The sequence below is a fragment of the Pseudomonas sp. PB106 genome, assembly GCF_009764645.1.
Lineage (GTDB): Bacteria > Pseudomonadota > Gammaproteobacteria > Pseudomonadales > Pseudomonadaceae > Aquipseudomonas.
Map to the genome: position 1 here is coordinate 1 of NZ_RWIM01000135.1, position 23,984 is coordinate 23,984.

Genomic DNA, 23,984 nt, shown 5'->3' on the forward strand with positions numbered 1-23,984 from the left:
TCGGCAAAACCACCGGCACCGTGACCACTATTGCGCCGAACGATGCGCTGACCGGTCATGCCCCGATTACCAATGCGATCACCGGCGTTTCTGGTGGCAACTACGAAAATCTGGTCGCCGACAAAACCCCGGTTTCGACCACAGTCACCGATACCGTCGACACCACCAACCTGTCGCTGTCCGCGACCGGTTCTGTGCCCGAGGGTGGTTCGATCGTTTACACCGCGACACTGACCAACGCCGCTGGCTCGCCAGTGACCGTGACCCTGAGCAACGGCTCGGTAATCACCATCAAGGCTGGCGAAACCACCGGCACTGTGACCGTCGCCGCACCAGCGGACGACGTCTACAAAGACGCCGGCAACGTCCAGGCAACGATCAAAACCGCCACCGGCGGCAGCTTCGAAAACCTGGTGACCAGCACTGCACCCGCCGTGACCAGCGTCACTGACACCATCGATACCACTACCGTCAAACTCACAGCGACCACTACCGCTGCCGAGGGTGGCACGGTTACTTACACCGCAACGGTCGGCGCTCCGGTGACCGGTTCGCCGGTTGTGGTGACCTTGGCCAACGGACAGAACATCACCATCGAGGTTGGTAAAACCACCGGCACCGCGACCACTATTGCGCCGAACGATGCGCTGACCGGTCATGCCCCGATTACCAATGCAATCACCGGCGTTACTGGCGGCAACTACGAAAATCTGGTCGCCGACAAAACTCCGGTATCGACCAATGTCACCGACACCGTCGACACCACCAACCTGTCGCTGTCCGCGACCGGTTCTGTGGCCGAGGGTGGTTCGATCGTTTACACCGCGACACTGACCAACGCTGCAGGTTCGCCAGTCACCGTGACCCTGAGCAACGGCTCGGTAATCACCATCAAGGCTGGCGAAACCACCGGCACCGTGTCTGTCGCCGCACCAGTGGACGACGTCTACAAAGACGCCGGCAACGTCCAGGCGACCATCAAAACCGCCACTGGTGGCAGCTTCGAAAATCTGGTGACTAGCACCACGCCAGCCGTGACCAGCGTCACCGACACCATCGACACCACCACGGTGAAACTGACCGCAACCGCTACAGCGGCTGAAGGCGGCAACGTCGTTTACACCGCGACTGTTGGTGCTCCAGTGACCGGCTCGCCGGTCGTGGTGACCTTGGCCAACGGCCAAAGCATCACCATCGAAGTCGGCAAAACCACCGGCACTGCGACCGCCACCGCGCCTAACGATGCGTTGACCGGCCATGCACCGCTGACCAACTCGATCACCAATGTGACTGGCGGCAACTACGAAAATCTCGCGGCCGACAAAACCCCGGTCAGCACCACCGTGACCGACACCATCGACACCACCAACCTGTCGCTAACCGCAACCGGCACCGTGGCTGAAGGTGGCCTGATCACGTACACCGCAACCTTGACCAACGCCGCTGGCTCGCCAGTCACCGTGACCCTGAGCAATGGCTCGGTGATCACCATCAAGGCTGGCGAAACCACCGGCACCGTGACTGTCGCCGCACCAGCGGACGACGTCTACAAAGACGCCGGCAACGTTCAGGCAAGCATCACCGGCACCAGTGGCGGCGGCTTCGAGAACCTGGTGACCAGCAATACACCAGCCGTTACGAGCGTCACCGACACCATCGACACCACCACCGTCAGCATCACCGGCAGCACCTCGGTGACCGAAGGCCAGACCGCCAGCTACACCGTCAGCCTGAACCACCCGGCGCAAACCGAAGTGACCCTGAAAATCGTCTACAGCGGCACCGCCGCCGACGGTTCGGACTTCACCGGCGTGTACACCGTGAAGATCCCGGCAGGTGCGAGCAGCGCGCAGTTCAACGTCGCCACCATCGATGACAAGATCACCGAAGGCACCGAGAACTTCGTGGTCAAGATCGATTCGGCCACCGGTGGCAACTTCGAGAACCTCGCGGTCAGCGCCACCAACGGCAGCGTCAGCACCTCGATCATCGACAACGATGCACCGCCGGTGATCGACCTGGATGCCAACAACTCCAGCGGCGCCACCGGTGCCGACTACAAGGTGACGTTCACCGAGAACACGCCGGGCGCGGGTGTGTCGATTGCCGACACCGATATCAAGATCACCGACCCGGACAGCACCATGCTGACCGGCGCCACCGTAGTGCTGACCAACCGCCAGGACGGCGATGCGCTGAACCTGGGCAACAGCGTCAACGGCATCACCATCAATGCCAACAGCACCAACGGCACCGTGACCCTGACCTTGTCGGGCAACGCGACACTGGCCGACTACATGCAGGCGATCAAGAACATCAGCTTCACCAACAGCAGTGACGACCCGAGCACCGTGCCGCGCATCATCACCGTGACGGTGACCGATGGCGGCAACTACTCCAACACCGCGACCACCACGGTCAACGTGGTGGCGATCAACGATGCGCCGGTTGCAGCACCGGTCAACGTCACCGGCACCGAAGACACGCCGCTGATCCTCGGCTGGTCGACCTTCGGTGTGAGCGATGTCGACAGCCCGGCGAGCAGCCTCGGGGTGAAAATCACCCAACTGCCGGGCGAAGGCAAACTGCAGTATCTGGACGGCTCGACCTGGAAAGACGTTGCCAACAACCAGACCTTCAGCAAAGCCGACATCGACGCCGGCAAGCTGCGCTTCCTGCCGGATACCAACGAGTCGGGTGCGAATGGTTACGGCGGCACCGGTCTGGGCAACAATCAGGCGGATTACGCGCAGATCAAGTTCCAGCCAACCGACGGCCAACTGCTGGGCAACACCGGCACCGTGAAGATCGACATCACGCCAGTGGCAGATGCGCCGACCGTGAGCGTCGCTGACAACAGCGTGAAGTCCACCGGGCTGATCAAGGAAGTCTGGACCGGTCTCTCGGGCCTGGGCACCAACGGCAACGGCGCGGATTCGACCACGCTGAAAAACGTCATCGACGCTGGCGGCAAACCGAACTCCAGCACTAATGTGAACAACGTTCAGTCCGACGGTAGCGTCACGGCGGGTACCGCGTCGAAGACGTCCGGCCTGATCTATCTGGAAGCCGGCAAGACCTACACTTTCAGCGGTGTCGGTGATGACAGCCTGTTGGTGACCATTGGCGGCAAGAACGTGGCCTCGACCACGTGGGGCGCGGGCGGCAACCTCAACGGTTCGTTCACCCCGACCACCAGCGGCTACTACACCCTGGACATCTACCACCATAACCAGAGCGGCCCGGGTAGCTACGACGTCAACCTGTCGGTCAACGGCGGGACAGCGATCGACCTGAGCAGCGCCGGCGTGCCGCTCTACACCGGCGTGCAGGATCTGGTGAACTCGGGCGTGACCGTTTCCGATCTGCACGGCACCAATGGCGAAGGCTATTACGACGGCTACAAGCTCAACACCGGCGCCGAAGGCACCACGGTGAAACTGTCGGCGGTCACCACCGCGCTGACCGACACCGACGGTTCGGAAACCCTGAGCGTGAAGATCAGCGGCGCGCCGGTCGGCTCGGTACTCAGCGATGGTGCGGGTCACACCTTCACCGTCACCGCCAGCAGTGGTGACGCCAACGTCACCGGCTGGAACCTCGGCAGCCTGACCGTGACGCCTCCGCCGTACTACAACGGCCAGTTCAATCTGACCGTGACCTCGACCTCCACCGAGATGGTCGGCGGTTCGGCGAGCAGCACGGCGACCATCCCGGTCACTGTGGTGCCGGCGGTCTACAACGCCATTGTCGCCACCTCGGCCGATGATACCGTCACCGGCACCGATGGCAACGACATCATCGTCGCCGACATCGGTGGTCTGACCGTGGTGCCGGGCACCAACTACAACATCGCATTCATGGTCGACAGCTCCGGCAGTATGAGCAGCTCGTCGATCAACGCGGCCAAGGACTCGCTGACGGCGGTGTTCAACACCCTCAAGCAAAGTCTGGGCGGCAGCAACTCGGGCACGGTGAACATCTTCCTGGTGGACTTCGATACCCAGGTCAACAAGTCGGTGTCGGTGAACCTCAACGACCCGAACGCGCTGACCCTGCTCAAAGCCGTGCTGGATTCGATGAGCTCCGGCGGCGGCACCAACTACGAGGACGTGTTCAAGACCACGGCCAACTGGTTCCAGAGCGCCGACGCCGTGGCCAATACCGGTGCGAAGAACCTTACGTACTTCATCACCGACGGCCAGCCGACCTACTACCAGAGCGGCGAGCAGACCAATCCGACGCTGTACGACAAAGTGAAACTCGACAGCGTGGTGACGACCAGCAACTACAAGTTGGGCGACAGCTTCAGCACCTACATCGACAGCACGCACTACCTGAGCATCAACAGCGCCGGCAGCGTAGTCCTGCAGACGTACAAAAACGGCAGCTGGAACTGGAGCAGCCTGGGCACCATCCACGCTCAGGGCGACGGCACTTACGAGCTGTCGGCTCTGGCGGGCAGCGGCAACAGCACCAGCTTGACCACCACTGACAACTCGACCAGCAGCTTCGCGTTGCTCAGCGGTCTGTCGAACGTTGAAGCCATCGGCCTCAACAGCGGCGTCAGTCTCAACGATCTGAAGCCTTACGACTCGGACAAAACGCCGCAGACCAACATCGATCCGAAGGATCTGGCCAACTCGATCATCGGCCACACCGAAGCCACGCTGCCAGGCAACGACACCGTCAGCGGTGGCGACGGCAACGACATCCTGTTCGGCGACCTGGTGAGCTTCAACGGCATTGCCGGCGAGGGTTATCAGGCGATGCAGGCGTTCGTGGCCAAGGAAACCGGGGTCGACGTCAGCAAAGTCACCACAAGTAACGTGCACCAGTACATCACCGAGCACTATCAGGCGTTCGATGTATCCGGCGCGCATGACGGCAACGACACACTGCTGGGTGGCGCGGGCAATGACATCCTCTTCGGCTCGGGCGGCAACGACTGGCTCGACGGCGGCAAAGGCAATGACATCCTCCTCGGCGGCACCGGCAACGACACGCTGATCGGCGGTCAGGGCAACGACATCCTGATCGGTGGTTCGGGTGCCGACACCTTTGTCTGGAAGTCTGGAGACACCGGAAACGACGTGATCAAGGACTTCAAGGCCAGTGAAGGTGACCGTATCGACCTGCGCGATCTGCTGCAGGGCGAGACCGGCAGCACCATCGACAACTTCCTGAAGATCACCACGGTCGATGGCACGTCGTCGCTGCAAGTCAGCTCGGCAGGCAAGTTCAACTCCGGCGACGCCGCTGCGGCAACCCCGGACGTGACGATCAAACTGGAAGGCAATAACTGGTCGAGCGCCAACATTCACAACCTGATTGCCGGCAGCGACCCGACCATCAAGGTCGACCACAACAACAGCTGATCCGTGAACAAAAACGGCCGCCCTTCTGGGGCGGCCGTCACGTTTGTGCTTTGCGCAGCGGTGACGATTGCGTCGCCGCCCCGCATACTCGCGCGCAGTTGGCTATGCTGCTGACAGCATGACGCTGGTTCATTTCTGAGGGATGCTCAATGTTTTACGTGCAACGCGATGCGCAAGGCCAGTTGATTCGCGTGGAAGCTGCGGCCTACGCCGAGGCCACGGAAACGCTGCCGGCCGATCACCACGAAATCCAGGCGTGGTACGCCAACGAAGCCGTGGAAAACAGCCTCAAACAGCTCAAGCAGAGCGACTTTGAAATGATTCGGGTACTCGACGACCTGATTCAGGTGCTGACCCAGAAAGGCGTGATCCGCGTCACCGACCTGCCACCGGCGGCCCAGGCCAAATTGATGGACCGGACCCAGGCACGTGAGGCGTTGGGCGGGCTGAGCCAGTTGATCGACGAGGATGAGGGCGGGTTGATCTGATCTCCCTCTATTGATCGTTCCCACGCTCCGCGTGGGAATGCATCAAGGGACGCTCCGCGTTCCAGCCACACCGCTCAAACATCGTTGTGACGCGGCGTCACGGGCTACATTCCCACGCAGAGCGTGGGAACGATCAAAGAATCATCCCCAAGGCTTGGGCTCACCCAACAACTGCCCCTGAACCCCATACAAGCCCATCTCGCGGATCACCGACAACTCCCCTTCGGTCTCGACCCGCTCGGCAATCAGCGGCAGATCAATGCTGTGCGCCGCCCGCTGGATCGCTTCGATAAACAGCCGTTTGTCGCTCTCCTGATCAATGGCGCGGATGTAGCTGCCATCGATCTTCAGATACGCCAGCCCCAGCCGCGCCAGGTTGCCGATCATGCTGAAACGCCCACCAAACCGCTGCAGGCTCAGGGAGAACCCGAGTTCGCGCAAGCGTCGGGTCAACTGTTCCAGCACCGCCTGCTCGGGCAATTGCTCCTCACCAATTTCCAGGGTCAAACGCGCGCCGAGGTTGGAATGCGCACGCAAAATCTCGAAGACTTTGTTCAGCGCCTGAGGATCGGCGAGGGTCGCCGAGGACAGATTCAGCGCCAGTGAATCTTCGTGTTCTTTCATTTGCTCCAGCACGCGTTCGAGCATCAAGCGGTCCAGGCGCGCGGTCCAGCCGAAGCGCTCCAGCCACGGCAGAAAGCGCCCGGCCGGAATGGTCTGGCCCTGTTCGTCGAGCAGACGCGAGAGGACTTTGTAATGCAGCACCAGTTGCGTGTCTGCGGCGGCCACCACCGGTTGGAAATACAGCTCGAACCGCTGCTGACTCAACGCCTGATCCAGCAGGCGATGCCAGGCGTGATGATCGTCGCCAACGTCCGCCGTCAGGCTCTGATCGATGCACGCCCAATTCTGCTCACCCTGCCCTTCGGCTTGCGCCAGCGCTTGATCACCGAGGCTGAGCACCGACTGTGGCGAATCGCCGTGAGCAAACGGCGCCAAGCCGATTGATGCCACCGCGGCCACATCGGTCGCGCCCGTGGCGTGCAGACTGCTCAATGCACTGTCGAGGTTCTGCGCCAGTTGCAGCGCTTCTTCACGCACCAGGCCTGGCGCCAGCACGGCAAATTCACCGCCGCGAATTCGCGTGACGAGGTTCTGGGTTTCCGGGTATTTGGCGCATTCGCGCGACAGTTGCTCGCCGACTGCTTTCAACAGTTCATCGGTGCGCTGGCCGCCGAGACGCTGGTTGAGCCCGGCCAGATCCTTGACCCGCAACAACAGCAGATAACCGGAACTGGCCTGCTCCGGGTTGCTCACGCGGTTGTTCAACTGCATTTCGAAATAGCGGCGGTTGGCCAACCCGGTGAGGTTGTCCTGATACGACTCGGCGCGCAGTTTTTCACTGCGCTCGGCCTGCTCTTGGAACAGCGCCTTGAGCTTCTCGACCATTTGATTCATCGCCTGCACCACGCGGCGCAACTCAGGCGTGCGCGGCAGATCCGGCAGGCTGAGGAATTCGCGCCGGGCGATGGCGTGGGATTGCTTGACCATGTAATCCAGCGGTTTCAATTGCCGGCGCAGCAGCAACGCGCCGAGCACTGCACTGATCGCACCACAGATCAGCAACCAGCCGAGGCTACCCAACGCGCTCTGCCACAGCTTGGCCACGGCGAACATCGGGTGGCTGACCACCTCGACCCGCGCCGCCTGCTCCCAGCCACGGCTGACCAGCGCATCGCCACCGGCCGGTTCCAGCCCGATCAGTTTGACGAACCAGTCCGGCACATTGGTGACGGCCGGAATGCCGTTGCGCTCGACGATGGTCTGATCGGTCTTCAGATCGACCACGCGGATGCTCGCGTAATAACCGCTGTCGAAAATCGAGCTGACCAGCAATTCAACCATCGCCGGATCGTCGATATTCGGCGTCAGCGACAAGGCCAGTGCCGTCGCCGCGTCCTGCGCATGAGAGCGCAACTGGTTGACGTACTGGGTGCGCGAGCTCTCCAGGCTGACCATGAAGCTGCCAGTGAAGGCCACCACAAGGAACAGACAGATCGCGATCAACAGCTGTTTGAACAAAGACATCTGAGCGCATGCTCCTAGTTAATCGTCTCGACCGGGAAACCTTCGGCCTGCATTTTCTTCAACACATCCTGCCAGCGCGACAGGCGTTTGGTGTCACCGACCTTTTTATTGCCTTTGGCCCCCGGCAGATACAGACCTTCGGCATTGAAAGAGTAGACCGGCAGCAAATCGGTTCGCTGGGACGCCGGCTGGATCGGATCGATCAGGCTGTCGAGCACCAGCGGCATGGCATCGGGGGTGGCATAGTAAGTCAGGACCATGTGCGCGCGGTTCTGCCGCAAGGCTTTTACGTAGGTGATGCGCAGCTTGTCACTGGAAACCCCGAGGTGGCGCAGGCTGAAATACTTGGCGATTGCATAATCTTCGCAGTCGCCGGCGCCTTTCCAGAGCGCCTCGATGGGCGTTTCCCAGTAATCGACTTCGTGCCACAGATCGATGTCTTCGACGTAGCGCACCTGTTTGTTGAAAAACAGGTTCACCACTTTGAGTTTTTCCATCTCGCTGACTTGTTTCTGCGTGGCTAACAGGTTCTGCCAGGCATCGATCCGCTGCTGGCCGGCACCCAAGGGTCCGTAAAGTGCCGTGGCTTTGCGGCTGATCGCGGAAAAATCCCAATCGGCATGCAGGCCGCCCAGCATCATGCCGGCCAGCAACAGTGCGCAGCCAAGCCAGCGCAGTGTCCGAGGGATCGCGAAACGTACCGCCACAGCAGGTTTCCAGGGGGCAGGAAGGAAAGCGTTTGATGGTGAAGCTTAGCCCGGTAAAAAACAATGGCACGGTGAGATCATCACTGGCACGCTAAGCTGCAAATGTAACCAGTTTGTTCTACACGGTTTGACAACCTGTAGAGCAATCACTAGTGTCATTTGGATCCAAATAAGACCGACATACAGGGTGCGTAGTCGTGACTCAGAAGCCCAAACCGCTGCATAGTATTAAAGTCGATGGGCCAATTCCCGCGCACCTCGCCCGCTCGATCATCGAAGAAACCCTGCGTGCGGCAATCCTCGATGGCCGGCTGCCGTGTGGCACCGCATTGCGCCAGCAGGATCTGGCCGATCTGTTCGGCGTCAGCCGCATGCCTGTGCGCGAAGCCTTGCGTCAGCTGGAAGCGCAGGGCCTGCTCAGCGTTACCGCGCACAAAGGTGCGGTGGTCGCGCCGCTGATTCAGGGCGATGCCGGCGAAACCTATGAGTTACGCATCCTCCTCGAAACCGAAGCGTTGCGTCAGTCGATTCCGTTACTGACCGCTGCTGATCATGCCCAGGCTGCGGTGTGTATCGAACAACTCGCCAATCAGCACGACTACACCGAAATTGGTCGGCTCAACCGCTTGTTCCACATGGCCCTGTACGGCAAAGCGCCTAACCGGCGTCTGTTGCGACTGGTTGAGGACGGGCTGAACGAGGAAGAACGCTTCCTGCGCTTCAATCTCGAAGCCATGGGCCTGGGCAATCTGTCCCAGGACGATCACCGCGCCATGCTGCAAGCGGCGATGGCACGGGATGTCGAAGGCTCGGTAGCACTGCTGGTCAAGCACCTCAACCGTGGCGTCGAGGTCATCACCCGTTATCTCGCCAGTCCGGCGGCGCAAAGCCGTAAAGCCGCACGCTGAATAGCCGCATCGGGCAGCCTTGCGAGGCTGCCCGGCGACTCACCTGCTTACAAATCCTCCCTTTCGATATGCCGCCAACAGGCTGGCAAGTCGACGTTTGCGCTCTAACCTCCCCCACGCGCGTCAGCCCGATATTTGCAGCATTAATGACGAATCGGTAATAGCCGGGATGGCAATTTACCCGCACTCTTGATCCGCCAACCCAATAAAGAACGGGCGACGCGTCGCAACGCCGGCGCAGTCCCCGCACCAGGAACCTACGGAAGGAGCCTTGTCACGGGGAAAAAGGAAGTCAACGGCGCCGGTCACGGCCAACTTCCGCCCCTATAAATCAATTAATTCCTTTTATTAGAAAGTTGCTTCGAGTGAGGCATTCACTCTTATTGATCGATTTTGGCCGCTGTTCGCCGAAAGGAGCAACTACGCCCAAATAAAACTTATATAAAAAGTTTTATCGGCCACACTCATACTTCAAAAACAGGCAACTTAAAATAATCAAAATTACACTTGTTAATTGCTGTTGCGCTGTATTAGTTTTTCTTCGCCGAGTTTGAACTTTCACTTCAAAGCGGAACACACCCGCCCCATCCCCCCGCAGTATCGGCGGATTGGTGCGGGGCCAGGCCACAACCGTTGAGACGCAACCTGACGCTTATTCATCTGCAGATGATGGACTATCGCTCGTTGGCCGAAGATCGCCAAGTTGCCAACACATCAATTGCGTAGTTGAAAAAGCCGTTCCATTTCATATCAATGATAAAGGACATCATGATGCCCAATAAGAACCAACTCGCCCTGAAAAAAGCTGAACTGAGTGTTCATCCGATCTTTTCCGAAATCAGTTCGTTATCGGTCTTGCAGCGATTCATGGAGACCCACGTTTTCGCCGTGTGGGATTTCATGTCGCTGACCAAACGCCTGCAGCAGGAACTCACCTGCACGCGATTGCCCTGGCTGCCGCCGCGTGACCCGCACGCCGCACGGCTGATCAATGAAATCGTGCTCGGTGAGGAGTCGGATGATCGCCTGACCGACGGCCACTACAGCCATTTCGAGTTGTACCTGGATGCGATGCGCGAAATCGGCGCGAGCACCACAGCCGTGGAACGCTTTGTAGCCCTGCAGCAGGAAGGCGTGAGCTATGACGTGGCTCTGCAAAGCGTCGAGATCGAACCTGCAGCGGCGCAGTTCGTTCGCGACACCTTGCGCATTGCCCTGCACGCCCCGGGACACAGCGTTGCGGCGGCGTTTCTGCATGGTCGCGAGAGCGTGATTCCGACCATGTTCCAGCGCATTCTCGATGACTGGGGCATCGGCATCGAGCAGGCCCCGACCTTTCGCTATTACCTGGAGCGGCACATCGAAGTCGACTCCGAAGATCACGGCCCCGCGGCGGAGCAATTGCTCGACCGTCTGGTCGATGGCGACCCGCAGCGTGAGGCCGAGGTCTACGCCAGCGCCATCGCCGCCGTCGAAAGCCGCATCGCCTTGTGGGACGGCTTGCGCCTGAGCATGCGCGAATCGTTGGCGGAGGTGGCCCAATGAATGCCGCCGACTATCAATCCTTTGCCGACGTCTGGGAAAGCCGCGCCACCATCCGCACCCGTCCGCGTCGGGTGTTGGAAGACGATGCGCGACTGATTTATCCGCTCAGTCGTCAACCGCTGGTGCTCAGCGAAACCTTCCTGCGCGAATGCCCGCAACAACGGGATTTCGCCCTGGTGCAGACGCTGTACAAGTTCATCAACGACGTGGTGATTTTCGAAACCGAGATCGTCGACAAGACCGCGCGCAGCATCGCCAAGAATCGCTTCGCCGTGGCCTTCCCGTTTGCCTGTCGTTACGACGCGATGACCGTGGTGGTCGATGAGGATTACCACGCCTTGGTGGCGATGGATTTCATGCAGCAAACCGTGGCGATGACCGGCATCCAACCCATTCAGTTGCCGGAGGAAATCGAGCTGAGCCGAGCGATTCCCGCTGCTGTCGCGTTGGCCCCGGAACACTTGCGCAGTGCCGTGGAGCTAATCTGCGTGGCCATCGCAGAGAACACCGTGACCGGCGATGTCGCCGCGTTTGCCCGAGACGACACGGTCAAACCGTCGATCAAAGGTCTGATGGCCGACCACTTGCTCGATGAAGGTCGCCACTCGAGTTTCTGGGCGCGGATGGTGCGCATCTATTGGCACACCGCAAACGACGATGATCGCGAAACCATCGCGCAGATCCTGCCGGTGTTCATCGGCCACTACCTGACCAACGACATCCAGAAAGCCTTCGACCTGCGCCTGATCGACGCGCTACCGGTCAGCGAGACCACACGCCGTTCGCTCAGGGATGAAATGGCCGGGCTGGCCTTCCCGATCAATCGCCATCACCCGCTGGTGGGCAACATCGTCAAGTTCTTCCACAACAGCTCGCTGCTCGACTCACCGTGTGTGCAGCACGCCCTGCGCGACTACCTGGTTTGAGGAGGCCGACATGAAACGTCTCGACATTTTGCTGATTGGCGCCAGCCAGGCCATGACCGAGCTGGCGCAGGAACTCGAACAACACGGTCACTCATTGCAACGCAGTGCTGCGGGTGCATCGACGGTGGATCTGATCATTGACGATGGCTTCCTCGGCGCCGGCGATCGCTGCGCCATCCCGCACCTGCATTTGCGCCTGGGCATCGGCGCGCACAGCGCAACGGGTTTGCCGACACTCGATCTGCTGTGCTTTCTCGGCTCATCACTGATCAGTCGTGTGCCGATTGGCGATGAACCGTCCGGCAACGGTCAGGCACTGCGTCAGCGGGTGCTGACGCATATCGTTGACGAAGTGGCGCTGCTGGTCAGCCGCTTCTCCCGTGATGCGGATTACTTTCAGCAGGCCGCATCGTTGAAAGCCCCGCATTTCGAGCGGATGGAAAACCTGCTGTTTCTCGACAGCCTGGCTTACGTCCATCGCCGCAATGAAACGGCGAATGCGGTGCTGCTGGAACAGGCGCAGGCTCCCGTCATCGAGCGTTTGCAGCAGAGCTTGATTCAACACGCGGAGCGGCCGGCGCTGCACCTCGCCGAGCAGTCGATCAGCTACGGCCAGTTGCACGCCCACAGCCGGGCGATTCAACAGCGTTTGCTGCCATTACTTGAGCAGCATCCGCAGCCGTGGGTGGTCGGTATCTGCCTGCCGAAAAGTCCGGCGCTGTTCGCTTCGATTCTGGCGATTCTCGGCAGCGGTGCGGTGTACTTGCCGCTGGAGCCGAGTCATCCGTTGCTGCGCCAGCAATACATTCTGCAAAACGCCGGCGCCTCGTTGCTGCTGCACGATGGTGAGCATCCGCTCAGCGCAACGATGGCCGGGCTCGACGTCAGTCGCATCGACAGCGCCGAAGCCGATCTCGGCCAGCCGTTAATGCGCCAGCGTCCCGAACTTGAGGCGCCGTGCATGGCGCTCTACACCTCGGGCACCACCGGCCATCCCAAAGGTGTGTTGCTCAGTCAGGCTAACCTCGCGCACTTCACCGCGTGGTACGCCGAGTACGTGCAGTTGCACGCCGAGAGTCGGGTGTTGCAGTTTTCTTCGTTGAGCTTCGACTCATCGTTGATCGATATCTTCCCGACCTTACTGTCAGGCGCCGAACTGGTGGTGCCCGACGACACGCAACGGCGCGATCCGCTGCAATTGGTCGCGCTGATCCGCCGCCGGCAACTGAGCCATGCGTTCCTGCCGCCGGCGCTGTTGAGCATCCTGCTGCTGGAACAACTGGAAGGTGTGCAAGTGATGACCGGTGGCGATGTCTGCGAGCCGTTCGTCATCGAGCAACTGACCCGCCAAGGCACGCTGCACAACCTGTACGGCCCGACCGAAGCCACGGTGCTGATCACCGCGCGTCAGCTCAAGCCGGGTGACAGCAACCGCAGCCTCGGCGCGCCGATTGCCAACAGCCAGGTGCTGATTCTCGACGACGATTTGCAACCGGTGCCGGAGAACACCGTGGGCGAGTTGTTCATCGTCGGCCCGGGGGTTTGCCTCGGTTATCTGAACAATCCACAGCAGACCGCCGAACGTTATCTGACGCTGCAATTGCCCGACGGCCAAGCGCTGCGCGCCTACCGCAGCGGCGACATGGCCAAGTGGGGCGAGCAGGGAATCGAGCTGTGCGGACGGCGCGACAATCAGGTGAAGATTCGTGGTTTTCGGGTCGAACCGGAAGAGATTGAACGCTGCCTGCGTGAGAGCCAGTTGTACCGTCAGATCGCCGTGGTGATCGACAGTCAGCGGCGGATTCTGGCGTTCCTCGCCCAACCACAATCGGCTACCGCCCGCGATGCCCTGAAGGCTCACGCCCGGCAGTTTTTGCCGGACTACATGCAACCCGTGGCATGGACCGAACTGGCAAGCATGCCGTTCGCCAGCAACGGCAAGGTCGACCGCAAGGCACTACTGGAATTGCCGGTGAGCGTGCAGGACAACGGCCCGAAATGCCTGCCGGCAAACCCTGACGAAGCGCTGCTGCTGGAAATCTGGGCCGAGTTGCTGGAGCTGCCGGGCAGCGACATTTCCACCGACGAAAGCTTCTTCAATCTCGGTGGCCATTCGATTCTGCTGTCGCGGATGCTCCTGCGTTTGCGCGAGGAATTTGGCCGCAGCATTTCGATCAACCGCTTCATCGAACTGCCGACCATCATCAAGCTCGCAACGTTGGTGCGCGGTACTGATGACAGCGCCGTGCTCAGCGCTCAAGCCATGGCCGACGCCGAGCGTGCGCTGGACATCGAACCGCTGCCGATCAGTCGCATGGGTGATGTGCACAAGGTCATCGTCACCGGCGCCAACAGTTTTGTCGGTGTGCACATCGTCGAGGCATTGCTCGGTTGGGGCGCCAGCGAAGTCGCGTGTCTGGTACGTGATGGCGGCGGGCAAACGGCGGCGCAGCGCTTTGCCGAGTCACTGCGCGAGAACCGTCTGGAGCATCTGGATTTGAGTCGGGTGCGGGTTTATGCGGCGGATATTTCGCGCCCGCAGCTGGGCTTGAACGACGACGATTATCAACGTCTGGATCGCGAGTTCGGCGCACTGGTGCACAACGCCGCGAACGTCAATCACGTGCTCGATTACGAGTCACTGGCAGCGGACAACGTCGAGCCGATTTTCGCCCTGCTGCGCCTGTGCGAAGGGCAAAGCAAAAAGGTCTTCAATTTTGTTTCGACACTGTCGGCTTCCAGCACGGTCGATGCCGACGGCCGGGTGCTGGAGTTGCCCGCCGCGCCGACTCCGCCGATCTACATCCGCAACGGCTACAACCTGTCGAAATGGGTTGGCGAGCGCATTCTGGAGCGGGCTCGTGAGCGTGGCGTGCGGGTCAATCTGTATCGCCCCGGCAACATCAGTTTCAACAGTTTGAGCGGCGTGTGTCAGCCGCACAAAAACCGCTTGATGCTGATGCTCAAAGGCTCGATCCAGCTAGGACAGGTCCCGGCCTTCACGCTGAATTTCGACCTGATGCCGGTGGACTTTCTTGCGCGGTTTATCGCCTTCCACGCCAGCCGTTATTCGCCCGACCGAGCGGTGTTCAATCTGCACAACCCCGAGCCATTGAGTTGGGACGCCTACGTCGCTTCCTTCCGCGAAACCGGCAGCGAGTTCTCGCTGGTCAGCGTCGCCGACTGGCAGCAGCAACTCGGACGTGTCGATGCCGATAACGCGCTGTTCGGCGTGCTCGGTTTCTACCTCAACGGCTTCGAGGAAGACATCGGCGATATCTCCCTGATCGGTCATGCCAACGCCCAGGCCGGCGTGCAGCAAATGGGCGCGCACTACCCGCAGAAATCTGCGGCGCTGCTGCGTCGTGGCTGCGACTACCTGAAAGAAATCAACTTCATCTGACTCAACAACAAGGAGCAACACCATGAGCACTCTGCAACCCGACACCCTGATCAAAAACCCGCAAGGCTGCCACGTCGTTTCGTCGGTAGAAGTGCCGGCGGACGCGGCGCAAGTCTGGGCAGTGGTCGGCAACTTCGGCAGTTTCGACCGCTTCATTCCGGCGCTGTCGCACATCGAAATGACCGGTGAGGGCGTGTCCTCATTGCGCAAGAAGTTCTTCAAGGATGGCAACGTGGTGGTCGAGCAACTCAACTCCCGCGATGAGCAGGCGCGCAGCATGACCTGGACAACGATTTACAACACGTTGGGCGTGGCGAATCTGTGGGCGGCGATGGATGTGCAATCGTTGGGCGCAGGCAAATCCCGGGCGACGTGGACGATCATTGCCGAGCCTGCTTCCGGTGGTGAGGAAGCGCTGCCGGGGTTCAAGGATTTTGTGCAGGGGTTTGCGGATGATGGGATGGGGAATGTGCTGAAGCTGTTTGTTTAAACCTGAGCTTGGCGGTGAGTTCTAGACCGCTATCGCGAGCAGGCTCACTCCTACAGTTGATCGGGTTCCTTCAGATGGAACCCGGTTAATTTGTAGGAGTGAGCCTGCTCGCGATGAACGATAACGCGGTCTGACTTGAGGTCAGATTTTGAAGCTGTCGACCAATTGCTTCAGACGATTAGCCTGTTGCGACAACGCATCACAATCCTTCAACGTTTCATTGAGGTTGGCCACGCTCTGCTGGTTCAGCATATTGATCTGGTTAACGTCGACGTTGAGGGTTTCCACCACGGCGGTCTGCTCTTCGGTCGCGGCGGCCACCGACTGGTTCATGCCATCGATTTCGCCGATGCGCTGGGTCACGCTGACCAGACGCAAACCGGCCTGATTGGCCACTTCCACGCTCTGCTCGCTGGACGCCTGACTGGCATTCATCGTGCTCACTGCTTCACGTGAACCGACTTGCAGCGACGTGATCATTTTGTGAATCTCTTCCGCCGATTCCTGGGTGCGATGGGCAAGGTTGCGCACCTCGTCCGCCACTACGGCAAAACCGCGACCCGCTTCACCGGCACGCGCCGCTTCAATCGCCGCGTTCAGTGCCAACAGGTTGGTCTGCTGCGAGATGCCTTTGATCACATCGAGGATGTGGCCGATGTTGTCGGTGCTGGCATTCAGGGTTTCGATCTGCGTGCACGACAGGCTGATCTTCTGCGACAGCTCGGTCATCGCCTGGATGGTCTGCTCAACTACCTGACGACCGTCATCGGCCTGCTCGCTCGCGCCACTGGCGTGCTGCGAAGCATCGGCGGCGTTGCGGGCGATTTCCTGCGTGGCAGCGCCCAACTCGTTGATCGCCGCAGCGACACTGTTGGTGCGCGCGCTTTGCTCGTCAGAGCCGACGATCGAGGCGTTGGACGACGCCATCACCCGTTGCGACAGGTCATGTACATGGCGAGTCGCCGAGGACACTTCGGAAATCGACGCATGAATTCGCTCAACGAACTGGTTGAACGCACTGCCCAGCTCGCCGAACTCGTCTTTGCTCTCAACCACCAGACGACGGGTCAGATCACCTTCGCCCTGAGCGATGTCTTTCATCGCGCGGCCCATGGTGGTCAGCGGACGCATCAGCACGTTGATCAGCAGGCTCAGCAGCAGGGCAATCGCGCCGACAGCGACGAACATCGCGATCAGTGCCGAGGTGCGGAATTGGCTGAGGGCAGCGTAGGCTTTGTCGCGATCGATCGACAGACCGATGTACCACTGCGCATTCGGCAGATCGCTGACCGGGGTGAACGACAGAATGCGTTCCTGACCGTTGAGCACGACATTCTGGTTGCCTTTCTCGATGCGCACGCTGGTGTTCGGGTAGATGTCCTTGAGGTTCTTCATCACCTGATCTTTGTCCGGGCTGACGATCACCTGACCGTCAGCGCTGACCAGGAACGCATGGCCGAGGCCACCGAAGTCCACCGAGTTGATGATCTTCACCAGGGTTTCCAGACTCAGGTCACCACCGACTACGCCAAGCAGCTCGCCGTTCTTTTTCACCGGCATGGCGATGGTCACCACCAAGCCACCGACGGCCGCCATGTATGGCGGTGTCAGCATGGTTTTGTCGGCGGCGACGGCTTGCTTGTACCAAGGGCGCTGACGCGGATCGTAACCGTCCGGCATCTTCGCGTCAGGGCGCTGGGTGAACACACCGTTGGCCTGACCGACATAGGTGAACTGGAAGTTCGAGGTGAAAGCAGGTTGATCGACCAGGCCCGGGAAATCGGCGTCCTTGCCCTGATGGGCGACGTTCTGCGCGAGGTTCTCCAGCACCAGAATCCGCCCGCTCATCCAGTTCTGCACGCTGCTGGCGGTCAGATCACCGGCCTGCTGCACGGAGGACTGGAGGTTCTGGCGAATGGTGTTTCGCTGCAGATAGTCGTTGTAGAGGGTGAACAGCGCGAACGCCAGGACCACGACGCCCGAGGCGGCCAACAGAATTTTATGGCTGAACTTGAGATTCATTTCATGGGACTTCTTATGCCAAAAGTGGGGATGCGTTCCGAATGCAACATTCCATGTACAGCGCAGGCGGCGTTCTTCTGGCCGCTCTACTTTGGTGCACGCATGTCTCACCAGTCTGTCGGCACGCGTGGGAGAAATCTTAGGGTTATGCAGGAAATGGATGACACTCTTGACCGATTCCCGCCGAACGGTGCGCCAGAGCGCTCGGCGCAGGATTTTTTATGACGGTTGTATATGCGGCAGTTGCAAAATCTGTAACCCTTGATGACAATGCGAGTAATTATCATTTGTGACGTTCGCGTTCATGTCCTCACCTGAGCTTGCTGTACAGGCGCTTTACAGTAGTCATCACGGCTGGCTCAACGCTTGGCTGCGCGCGCGGCTGGGCAATGCAGCGGATGCCGCAGACCTCGCCCAGGACACCTTCGTGCGCCTGCTACAACGCACCGAACGCCTGGAACTCAAGGCACCCCGTGCCTTCCTGCGCACCGTCGCTCGTGGTCTGGTGATTGATCATTGGCGTCGCGAGGAAATCGAACGCGCCTATCTGGAGACCATCGCACATCTACCCGAAGCTGAAACGCCGAGTGCCGAAGCCAGGGCACTGGTGATCGAGCTGCTGGAAAGCATCGCGCGCATGCTTGAAGGATTGAAGCCGAAAGTACGTCAGGCGTTTCTCCTGGCGCAGTGCGAAGGTTTGACCCACAAACAGATCGCCGAACAGATGGGTTTGTCGCTGCGCTCGGTGGAACGCTACGTCGCCGATGCGCTGTATCACTGCTACGTGCTGCGGTACGCAAGCTGATGCCTGTGGATAACGTTTCTCTCGGACGTCGCGGCGAGCCGCAGCAGCAAGTGGTCAAGCAAGCCATTCACTGGCTGCTGCGCTTGCGCAACAACCATGGCAATGCGCGGCTGAACCGCCAATGCGAGCAATGGCGCGCCGAGCACCATGAACATGAGTTGGCCTGGCAACGGGTGCAGTCACTGCAAGCCGAGTTGAGCAGTAACCTGCGCGCGGTGCCCGGTGCACAAGTGGCGTTCAACACGCTGGAAAACGGCGCACAGGGTTTGGGTCGGCGACAGGCGTTGAAACTGTTGTCCGGCGCATTGCTGATGGGCTCCGCCGCATGGCTGGCCAAGGACACCGCTGCGTGGCAGCAGTGGCGCGCCGATTACGCCACGGCCACCGGCGAGCGTCGCGGCTTCCAGCTACCGGACGGCACCCGTATCGAACTCAACACCGCCAGCGCCGTGGAACTGGATTACACCGCGCAGCAGCGGCTGATCCAACTGACCCGTGGCGAGATCATTGTCACCTGTGGCGGCGCTGATGAAGGCGGGGCTTTCGAACGACCGTTGCGCGTGCAGAGTCGCCACGGCACTTACGAGCCGCAAGATGCGCGGTTCATCCTGCGCCAGGACCACGATTGCACGCGGCTCAGCGTCACCAGTGGGCGTGTGGCCATTCATTCCGCTGGTTCGATGATTGAAGCGCTGGCCGGGCAGAGTTATCTCATCGACCACCATCAGGTTCGCGTGGCGCCTGCACTGGATATGGATGCCGGCGCGTGGGTCGATGGCTTGATCGTCACACGCAATATGCGCCTCGGTGATTTCCTCAGCGAAGTCGGACGCTATCGTCAGGGCTTTCTGACCTGCGCTTCGGACATTTCCGACTTGCGCCTGTCCGGTGTGTTCCGCCTAGAAGACACCGACAAGCTCCTGGCGATTCTGCCGCAGACCTTGCCGGTGCAATTGCGCTATCGCACCCGCTGGTGGGTGACCCTGGAACGTGTCGTCTGAAATTATTTTGGCGGGTTTTTGCAGACAGTCCGGCTTAGTCAGTAAGCACTTCAACTCAAGCGTTTGCGACTTCCTACGGAAACCTACAATGACTGTCCGCGCCACCTGTAAGAACTCTCCGAAATTCACCTGCGAATCGCGCCTGTTGCGCCATGCCATTAGAGCGGCGCTGTTATCGACCGCGCTCGGCGTGGCCGTATTGCCGAACCTGAGCGTCGCCGCCGGCACCGTAAACAGTGAGGCCGCCCAACGTTACAACATCGCCGCGGGACCGTTGGGTGAGGCGCTGAATCAATTCGCCCGTCAGGCCGGCATCACCTTGGCGATGACTCCACAACAAACTCAGGGACGGCAATCGCCGGGCGTACAGGGTGAGTATTCGACTGATCAGGCGCTGAGCCACTTGCTCGGCGGCTCCGGGCTCGAAGCGGTCAGTCAGGATGGCAGCAGCTACACCCTGCGGCCGATCGCAGAAAGCGAAGCGCTGGCCCTGCCGACCACCGACATCAAAGGCTTCGCCCTCGGCAACGCACTGGGCAGCATGGATGGCTACAACGCCACCCACAGCCAGATCGCCACCAAAACCAGTACCGCGCTGCTGGAAACCTCACAAAGTGTGTCTGTGGTCACGCGCGAGCAAATGGACGACCAAGGCTCGCAGACGGTCTCGCAAGCAATGCGCTACACCCCCGGTGTGCTGACCAACCCGTACGGCGCGACTCATCGCTATGACTACGTGGCGATGCGCGGCTTCAACGACGGCTCGGTGGACAACATCTACCTCGACGGCCTCAAGTCGATGGGCGACAGCGGCACCTACAGCACCATGCAGGTCGATCCATATTTCCTCGAGCGTGTGGACATTCTCAAAGGCCCATCGTCGGTACTGTACGGCCGCAGTTCACCGGGCGGTCTGGTGGCGCTGACCAGCAAAAAACCTTTGTACGAGGCTTACCATCAAGTGCAAGCCACGGTCGGCACGCAGGGTCAGCGTGGGGTCGGTTTTGACTTCAGCGGTCCGGTCGATGACGACAAACGCATTGCCTATCGTCTGACCGGGTTAACCGATCAGTCCGACACGCAATTCGACCACAACAAGGAAAAGCGCTTCGCCCTGGCACCGACGCTGAGTATCGATTTCACTGAAGACACATCGCTGACTTTGCAGGCTTATCTGCAACACGATCCCGACGGTGGCTACCACGGCGGCGTGCCGGCCGATGGCACGATTCATCAGCGCAATGGCAACCGCATCTCCCCGCATTTCTTCGAAGGCGAGCCGGGGATCGACGGTTACTCGCGTGATCAGCAGTCGTTCGGTTATCAGTTTGAGCATCGTTTCAACGATGTCTTCACAGCACGGCAGAACTTCCGCTACCTCGATTCCAAAGTGAATATGGATCAGGTCTACGCCTATGGCTGGACCACGCCAACCAGCAACGAGCTGAACCGTTATTACACAGGCGGTGACGAGCGTCTGCATGCATTCATCGTCGACAACATGCTTCAGGCTGAATTCTTCACGGGTGCGACCAAACACACGGTGTTGATGGGCGCGGATTATCAGCGGCGCAAAACCGTGGTCGACTGGACCAGTGGCGGGCTCGCGCCGATCAACGCGTTCAACCCTGTGTACGGCAACTCGGCGATCGATATGTACGGAGACACCAGCTATCTGCGACGCCTGGAGCAGACCGGGGTTTACCTGCAAGACCTGATCGAAATGGACAAATGGCGCTTTTCGCTAGGCCTGCGCCAAGACTGGGTCGAGACCTCCGATGAAAACCGCATCGCCGAAGCAGGGCGACCAGAGGGGACAGAGATCAACGACCGCCGCACCAAGCTCACTGGCCGTGCTGGCGCGCTGTACCTTTTTGATAACGGTCTCGCGCCGTATGTCAGCTACTCGGAATCGTTTAACCCGAATTCCTATGCCGACAGCGCCGGTAATCCGCTGGCACCTACCGACGGTACCCAATGGGAAGTCGGTTTGAAGTATCAGCCACCGGGCACGGACAACCTGTTCACCGCATCGCTGTTCCGCATTGATCAGGAAAACCTGGCGACCAAGCTGCCGCAGGAAAACTTCTATCGCGCTGTAGGCGCTGTCCGCTCGCAAGGTCTGGAGTTGGAAGCGCACATGCAACTGACCGACAACCTTAAAGTCCTCGGCAGCTACACCTTCACCGACATCGAGTATTCGAAGTCGATGGTCAGCACGTTGAGCACACCGACCGCTGTGATCGAGAACAAGGGCAACTCGCCGACGCAGGCACCGCGCCACATGGCGTCGTTGTGGGCCGACTACAAGTTCGACAGTGCGGCGCTCGATGGCCTGCGTCTGGGCGGTGGCGTGCGGTATGTCGGATACAGCTGGGCGGATGCGGAGAACACTCTGAAGGTGCCGTCGTACACCCTGTTCGACGCCTCGATTGGTTATGACTTGGGCAAGGTCGGGTTGAAGGGCGTTGACGTACGCCTGAACGCGAACAACCTGACCAATGAATCCTACGTCGCTTCCTGCGCGAGTCTGAATTTTTGCTACATGGGCGAAGAGCGCAACGTCGCGGCGACCGTCAGCTACCAGTTCTAAACCTTTTGTCCTGTGCATAAAAAAGCCAGCCCCTGATATTTCAGGGACTGGCTTTGTCGTTTCTGTGGGGAAATTTTCATGCGTGCGTTTCTGGTTTTATTGCATCGCTATATCGGCTTGGCCACGGCGGTGTTTCTGCTGCTTGCTGGTGTTACCGGGAGCATTCTGGCGTTTAACCATGAGCTGGATGAATGGTTGAATCCGCAGTTCTATTCAGCGTCTGCGCAAGGTTCGCGGCTGCCGCCGGGCGAGTTGGTGGATGCGCTGCAAGCTGCCCATCCAAGGCTGCAGGTCTGGTACATGGAGTACCCGCATGAGGCGGGGCATACGGCGATGCTGGCAGCCGTGCCGCGCAATGATCCGGCAACGGGCAAGCCGTTTGCTGAACGTAATCAGGTGTTTTATCTGGACCCGGTGAACGCTGAACAGAAAGGGCAGCGTTACTGGGGGGAATGTTGTTTTCAGCGGGAAAACTTTGTCCCGTTTATCCTCGAGTTCCACTACAACCTGACATTGCCGGGCAACTGGGGGTTGTGGTTGATGGGCTTGGTGGCCATCGCCTGGGTGATCGATTGTTTCATCGCTCTGTGGCTGACGTTGCCGCGTGGCAAGCCGTTCTGGAAGAAGTGGTCGACGGCCTGGAAGATCAAGGGTGGGCATGCGTATCGGCTGAACTTCGACCTGCATCGTGCGGGGGGATTGTGGTTGTGGCTGTTGCTGCTGCCAATCGCTGTCAGCAGTGTGGCGATGAACTTGCCGAGTCAGGTGTTCAAACCAGCGGTATCGCTGTTTTCCCCGATTGAACCTAGCGTCTATGAGGCTCGAGGACGAATGCCTGATGATGATCTTGGGGTGACGCAGTTGAGTTACCAGCAAGCGTATGAAAGGGCACTACAGGAGGGGAAACGGTTAGGACTGACCGCAGCGATCGGGGAGATGTATTACAGCTTTGAGTACAACTTCTACGGTGCAGGGTTTGGCCAACACGACACAGATGCTCATGGCAAATCCTGGTTGTTCTTTCATGGTACGGATGGAAGATTGTTAGGGCAGGAGATCGCAGGACAGGGGACGCTGGGAGAGCAGTTTTATCGGTTGCAGTTACCAATACATGGTGGACGGATCATTGGGGTCACCGGGCAGGTGATGATCGCGGTACTAGGTCTTTTGATTGCGGGGTTGTCGGGGACCGGCGTCTATATCTGGTGGCGCAAATGGCATGCACGACGCAGCAGCAAGGCACGTAAAGGGATTTGATGGCTGGTTTTACAGGCGCTGAAATGACAAAACCCCTGTCTGCGTTAACAGACAGGGGTTTCGGAATTCAATCTTGACGATGACCTACTCTCACATGGGGAAACCCCACACTACCATTGGCGATGCATCGTTTCACTACTGAGTTCGGGATGGGATCAGGTGGTTCCAACGCTCTATGGTCGTCAAGAAATTCTGTATCTGGCCCGTCAACACGGTAACAAGCCAGCAAAAACGGATGTTTCTACTAAAACAAAACCCCAACTGCTTTCGCAATTGGGGTTTCGGAATTTAATCTTGACGATGACCTACTCTCACATGGGGAAACCCCACACTACCATCGGCGATGCATCGTTTCACTGCTGAGTTCGGGATG

Annotated in this window: 13 protein-coding genes, 1 rRNA gene and 2 pseudogenes; 11 read left to right on the forward strand and 5 right to left on the reverse strand. The window is 59.6% G+C overall.

The features are described 5' to 3' along the window. A pseudogene (locus EJA71_RS18685) lies at positions 1-5,378 on the forward strand (LapA family giant adhesin); the annotation flags it as partial. Between the two features lie 149 nt (positions 5,379-5,527). Next, positions 5,528-5,866, forward strand: coding sequence for a hypothetical protein (locus EJA71_RS18690; RefSeq protein ID WP_038369138.1), 339 nt, complete (start codon positions 5,528-5,530; stop codon positions 5,864-5,866). A gap of 141 nt (positions 5,867-6,007) precedes the next feature. On the opposite strand, the gene lapD is transcribed toward EJA71_RS18690, so the two are convergent. Then, the gene (lapD, locus tag EJA71_RS18695; RefSeq protein ID WP_158959128.1) at positions 6,008-7,954 is read right to left on the reverse strand and encodes a cyclic di-GMP receptor LapD; all 1,947 of its coding nucleotides are present in this window, start codon (positions 7,952-7,954) and stop codon (positions 6,008-6,010) included. 14 nt (positions 7,955-7,968) lie between these two features. Then, positions 7,969-8,661: a cysteine protease LapG gene (lapG, locus tag EJA71_RS18700; RefSeq protein ID WP_158959129.1), complete on the reverse strand. Its 693-nt coding sequence runs from the start codon at positions 8,659-8,661 to the stop codon at positions 7,969-7,971. 197 nt (positions 8,662-8,858) lie between these two features. On the opposite strand from lapG, the gene EJA71_RS18705 reads away from it, so the two are divergent. The 5 genes from EJA71_RS18705 to EJA71_RS18725 all read left to right on the forward strand — a co-directional run bounded on the left by EJA71_RS18705 (position 8,859) and on the right by EJA71_RS18725 (position 15,933). Next, a complete protein-coding gene (locus tag EJA71_RS18705) occupies positions 8,859-9,569 on the forward strand; it encodes a GntR family transcriptional regulator (RefSeq protein ID WP_158959130.1) in 711 nt (236 codons plus the stop codon). 771 nt (positions 9,570-10,340) lie between these two features. Then, positions 10,341-11,114 carry a DUF3050 domain-containing protein gene (locus EJA71_RS18710; protein WP_371925704.1) on the forward strand — a complete coding sequence of 258 codons (774 nt, stop codon included), beginning with the start codon at positions 10,341-10,343 and terminating at the stop codon, positions 11,112-11,114. Further along, on the forward strand, positions 11,111-12,040 hold the full coding sequence (locus EJA71_RS18715) for a diiron oxygenase (RefSeq protein WP_158959132.1): 930 nt from the start codon (positions 11,111-11,113) through the stop codon (positions 12,038-12,040). Before EJA71_RS18710 ends, EJA71_RS18715 begins: the two co-directional genes overlap by 4 nt. A gap of 10 nt (positions 12,041-12,050) precedes the next feature. Then, positions 12,051-15,443, forward strand: a complete 3,393-nt coding sequence (locus tag EJA71_RS18720) for a non-ribosomal peptide synthetase (protein WP_158959133.1) — start codon at positions 12,051-12,053, stop codon at positions 15,441-15,443. Between the two features lie 22 nt (positions 15,444-15,465). Continuing rightward, positions 15,466-15,933 (forward strand): SRPBCC family protein, encoded by a 468-nt coding sequence (locus EJA71_RS18725; protein ID WP_158959134.1) that lies wholly within the window; start codon positions 15,466-15,468, stop codon positions 15,931-15,933. Between the two features lie 141 nt (positions 15,934-16,074). Here the strand turns inward: EJA71_RS18725 and EJA71_RS27865 are convergent, their stop codons facing one another. Both EJA71_RS27865 and EJA71_RS27870 read right to left on the reverse strand, forming a co-directional pair. Further along, positions 16,075-16,860, reverse strand: a complete 786-nt coding sequence (locus tag EJA71_RS27865; protein ID WP_371925705.1) for a methyl-accepting chemotaxis protein — start codon at positions 16,858-16,860, stop codon at positions 16,075-16,077. Between the two features lie 69 nt (positions 16,861-16,929). Then, positions 16,930-17,955 (reverse strand): annotated as a pseudogene (locus EJA71_RS27870) (cache domain-containing protein); the annotation flags it as partial. A gap of 304 nt (positions 17,956-18,259) precedes the next feature. Here EJA71_RS27870 and EJA71_RS18735 point away from each other — a divergent pair. From EJA71_RS18735 to EJA71_RS18750, 4 genes are all read left to right on the forward strand, one after another. Continuing rightward, entirely contained in the window at positions 18,260-18,760 is a 501-nt protein-coding gene (locus EJA71_RS18735; RefSeq protein WP_158959136.1) for a sigma-70 family RNA polymerase sigma factor, read from the forward strand. Next, entirely contained in the window at positions 18,760-19,761 is a 1,002-nt protein-coding gene (locus tag EJA71_RS18740) for a FecR domain-containing protein (protein ID WP_158959137.1), read from the forward strand. Before EJA71_RS18735 ends, EJA71_RS18740 begins: the two co-directional genes overlap by 1 nt. An 88-nt stretch (positions 19,762-19,849) precedes the next feature. Next, entirely contained in the window at positions 19,850-22,354 is a 2,505-nt protein-coding gene (locus tag EJA71_RS18745; protein WP_158959138.1) for a TonB-dependent siderophore receptor, read from the forward strand. A gap of 78 nt (positions 22,355-22,432) precedes the next feature. Beyond that, entirely contained in the window at positions 22,433-23,611 is a 1,179-nt protein-coding gene (locus EJA71_RS18750; RefSeq protein ID WP_158959139.1) for a PepSY domain-containing protein, read from the forward strand. 71 nt (positions 23,612-23,682) lie between these two features. Here the strand turns inward: EJA71_RS18750 and rrf are convergent. Further along, a 5S ribosomal RNA gene (gene rrf / locus EJA71_RS18755) occupies positions 23,683-23,798 on the reverse strand. Between the last annotated feature and the right edge of the window lie 186 nt (positions 23,799-23,984).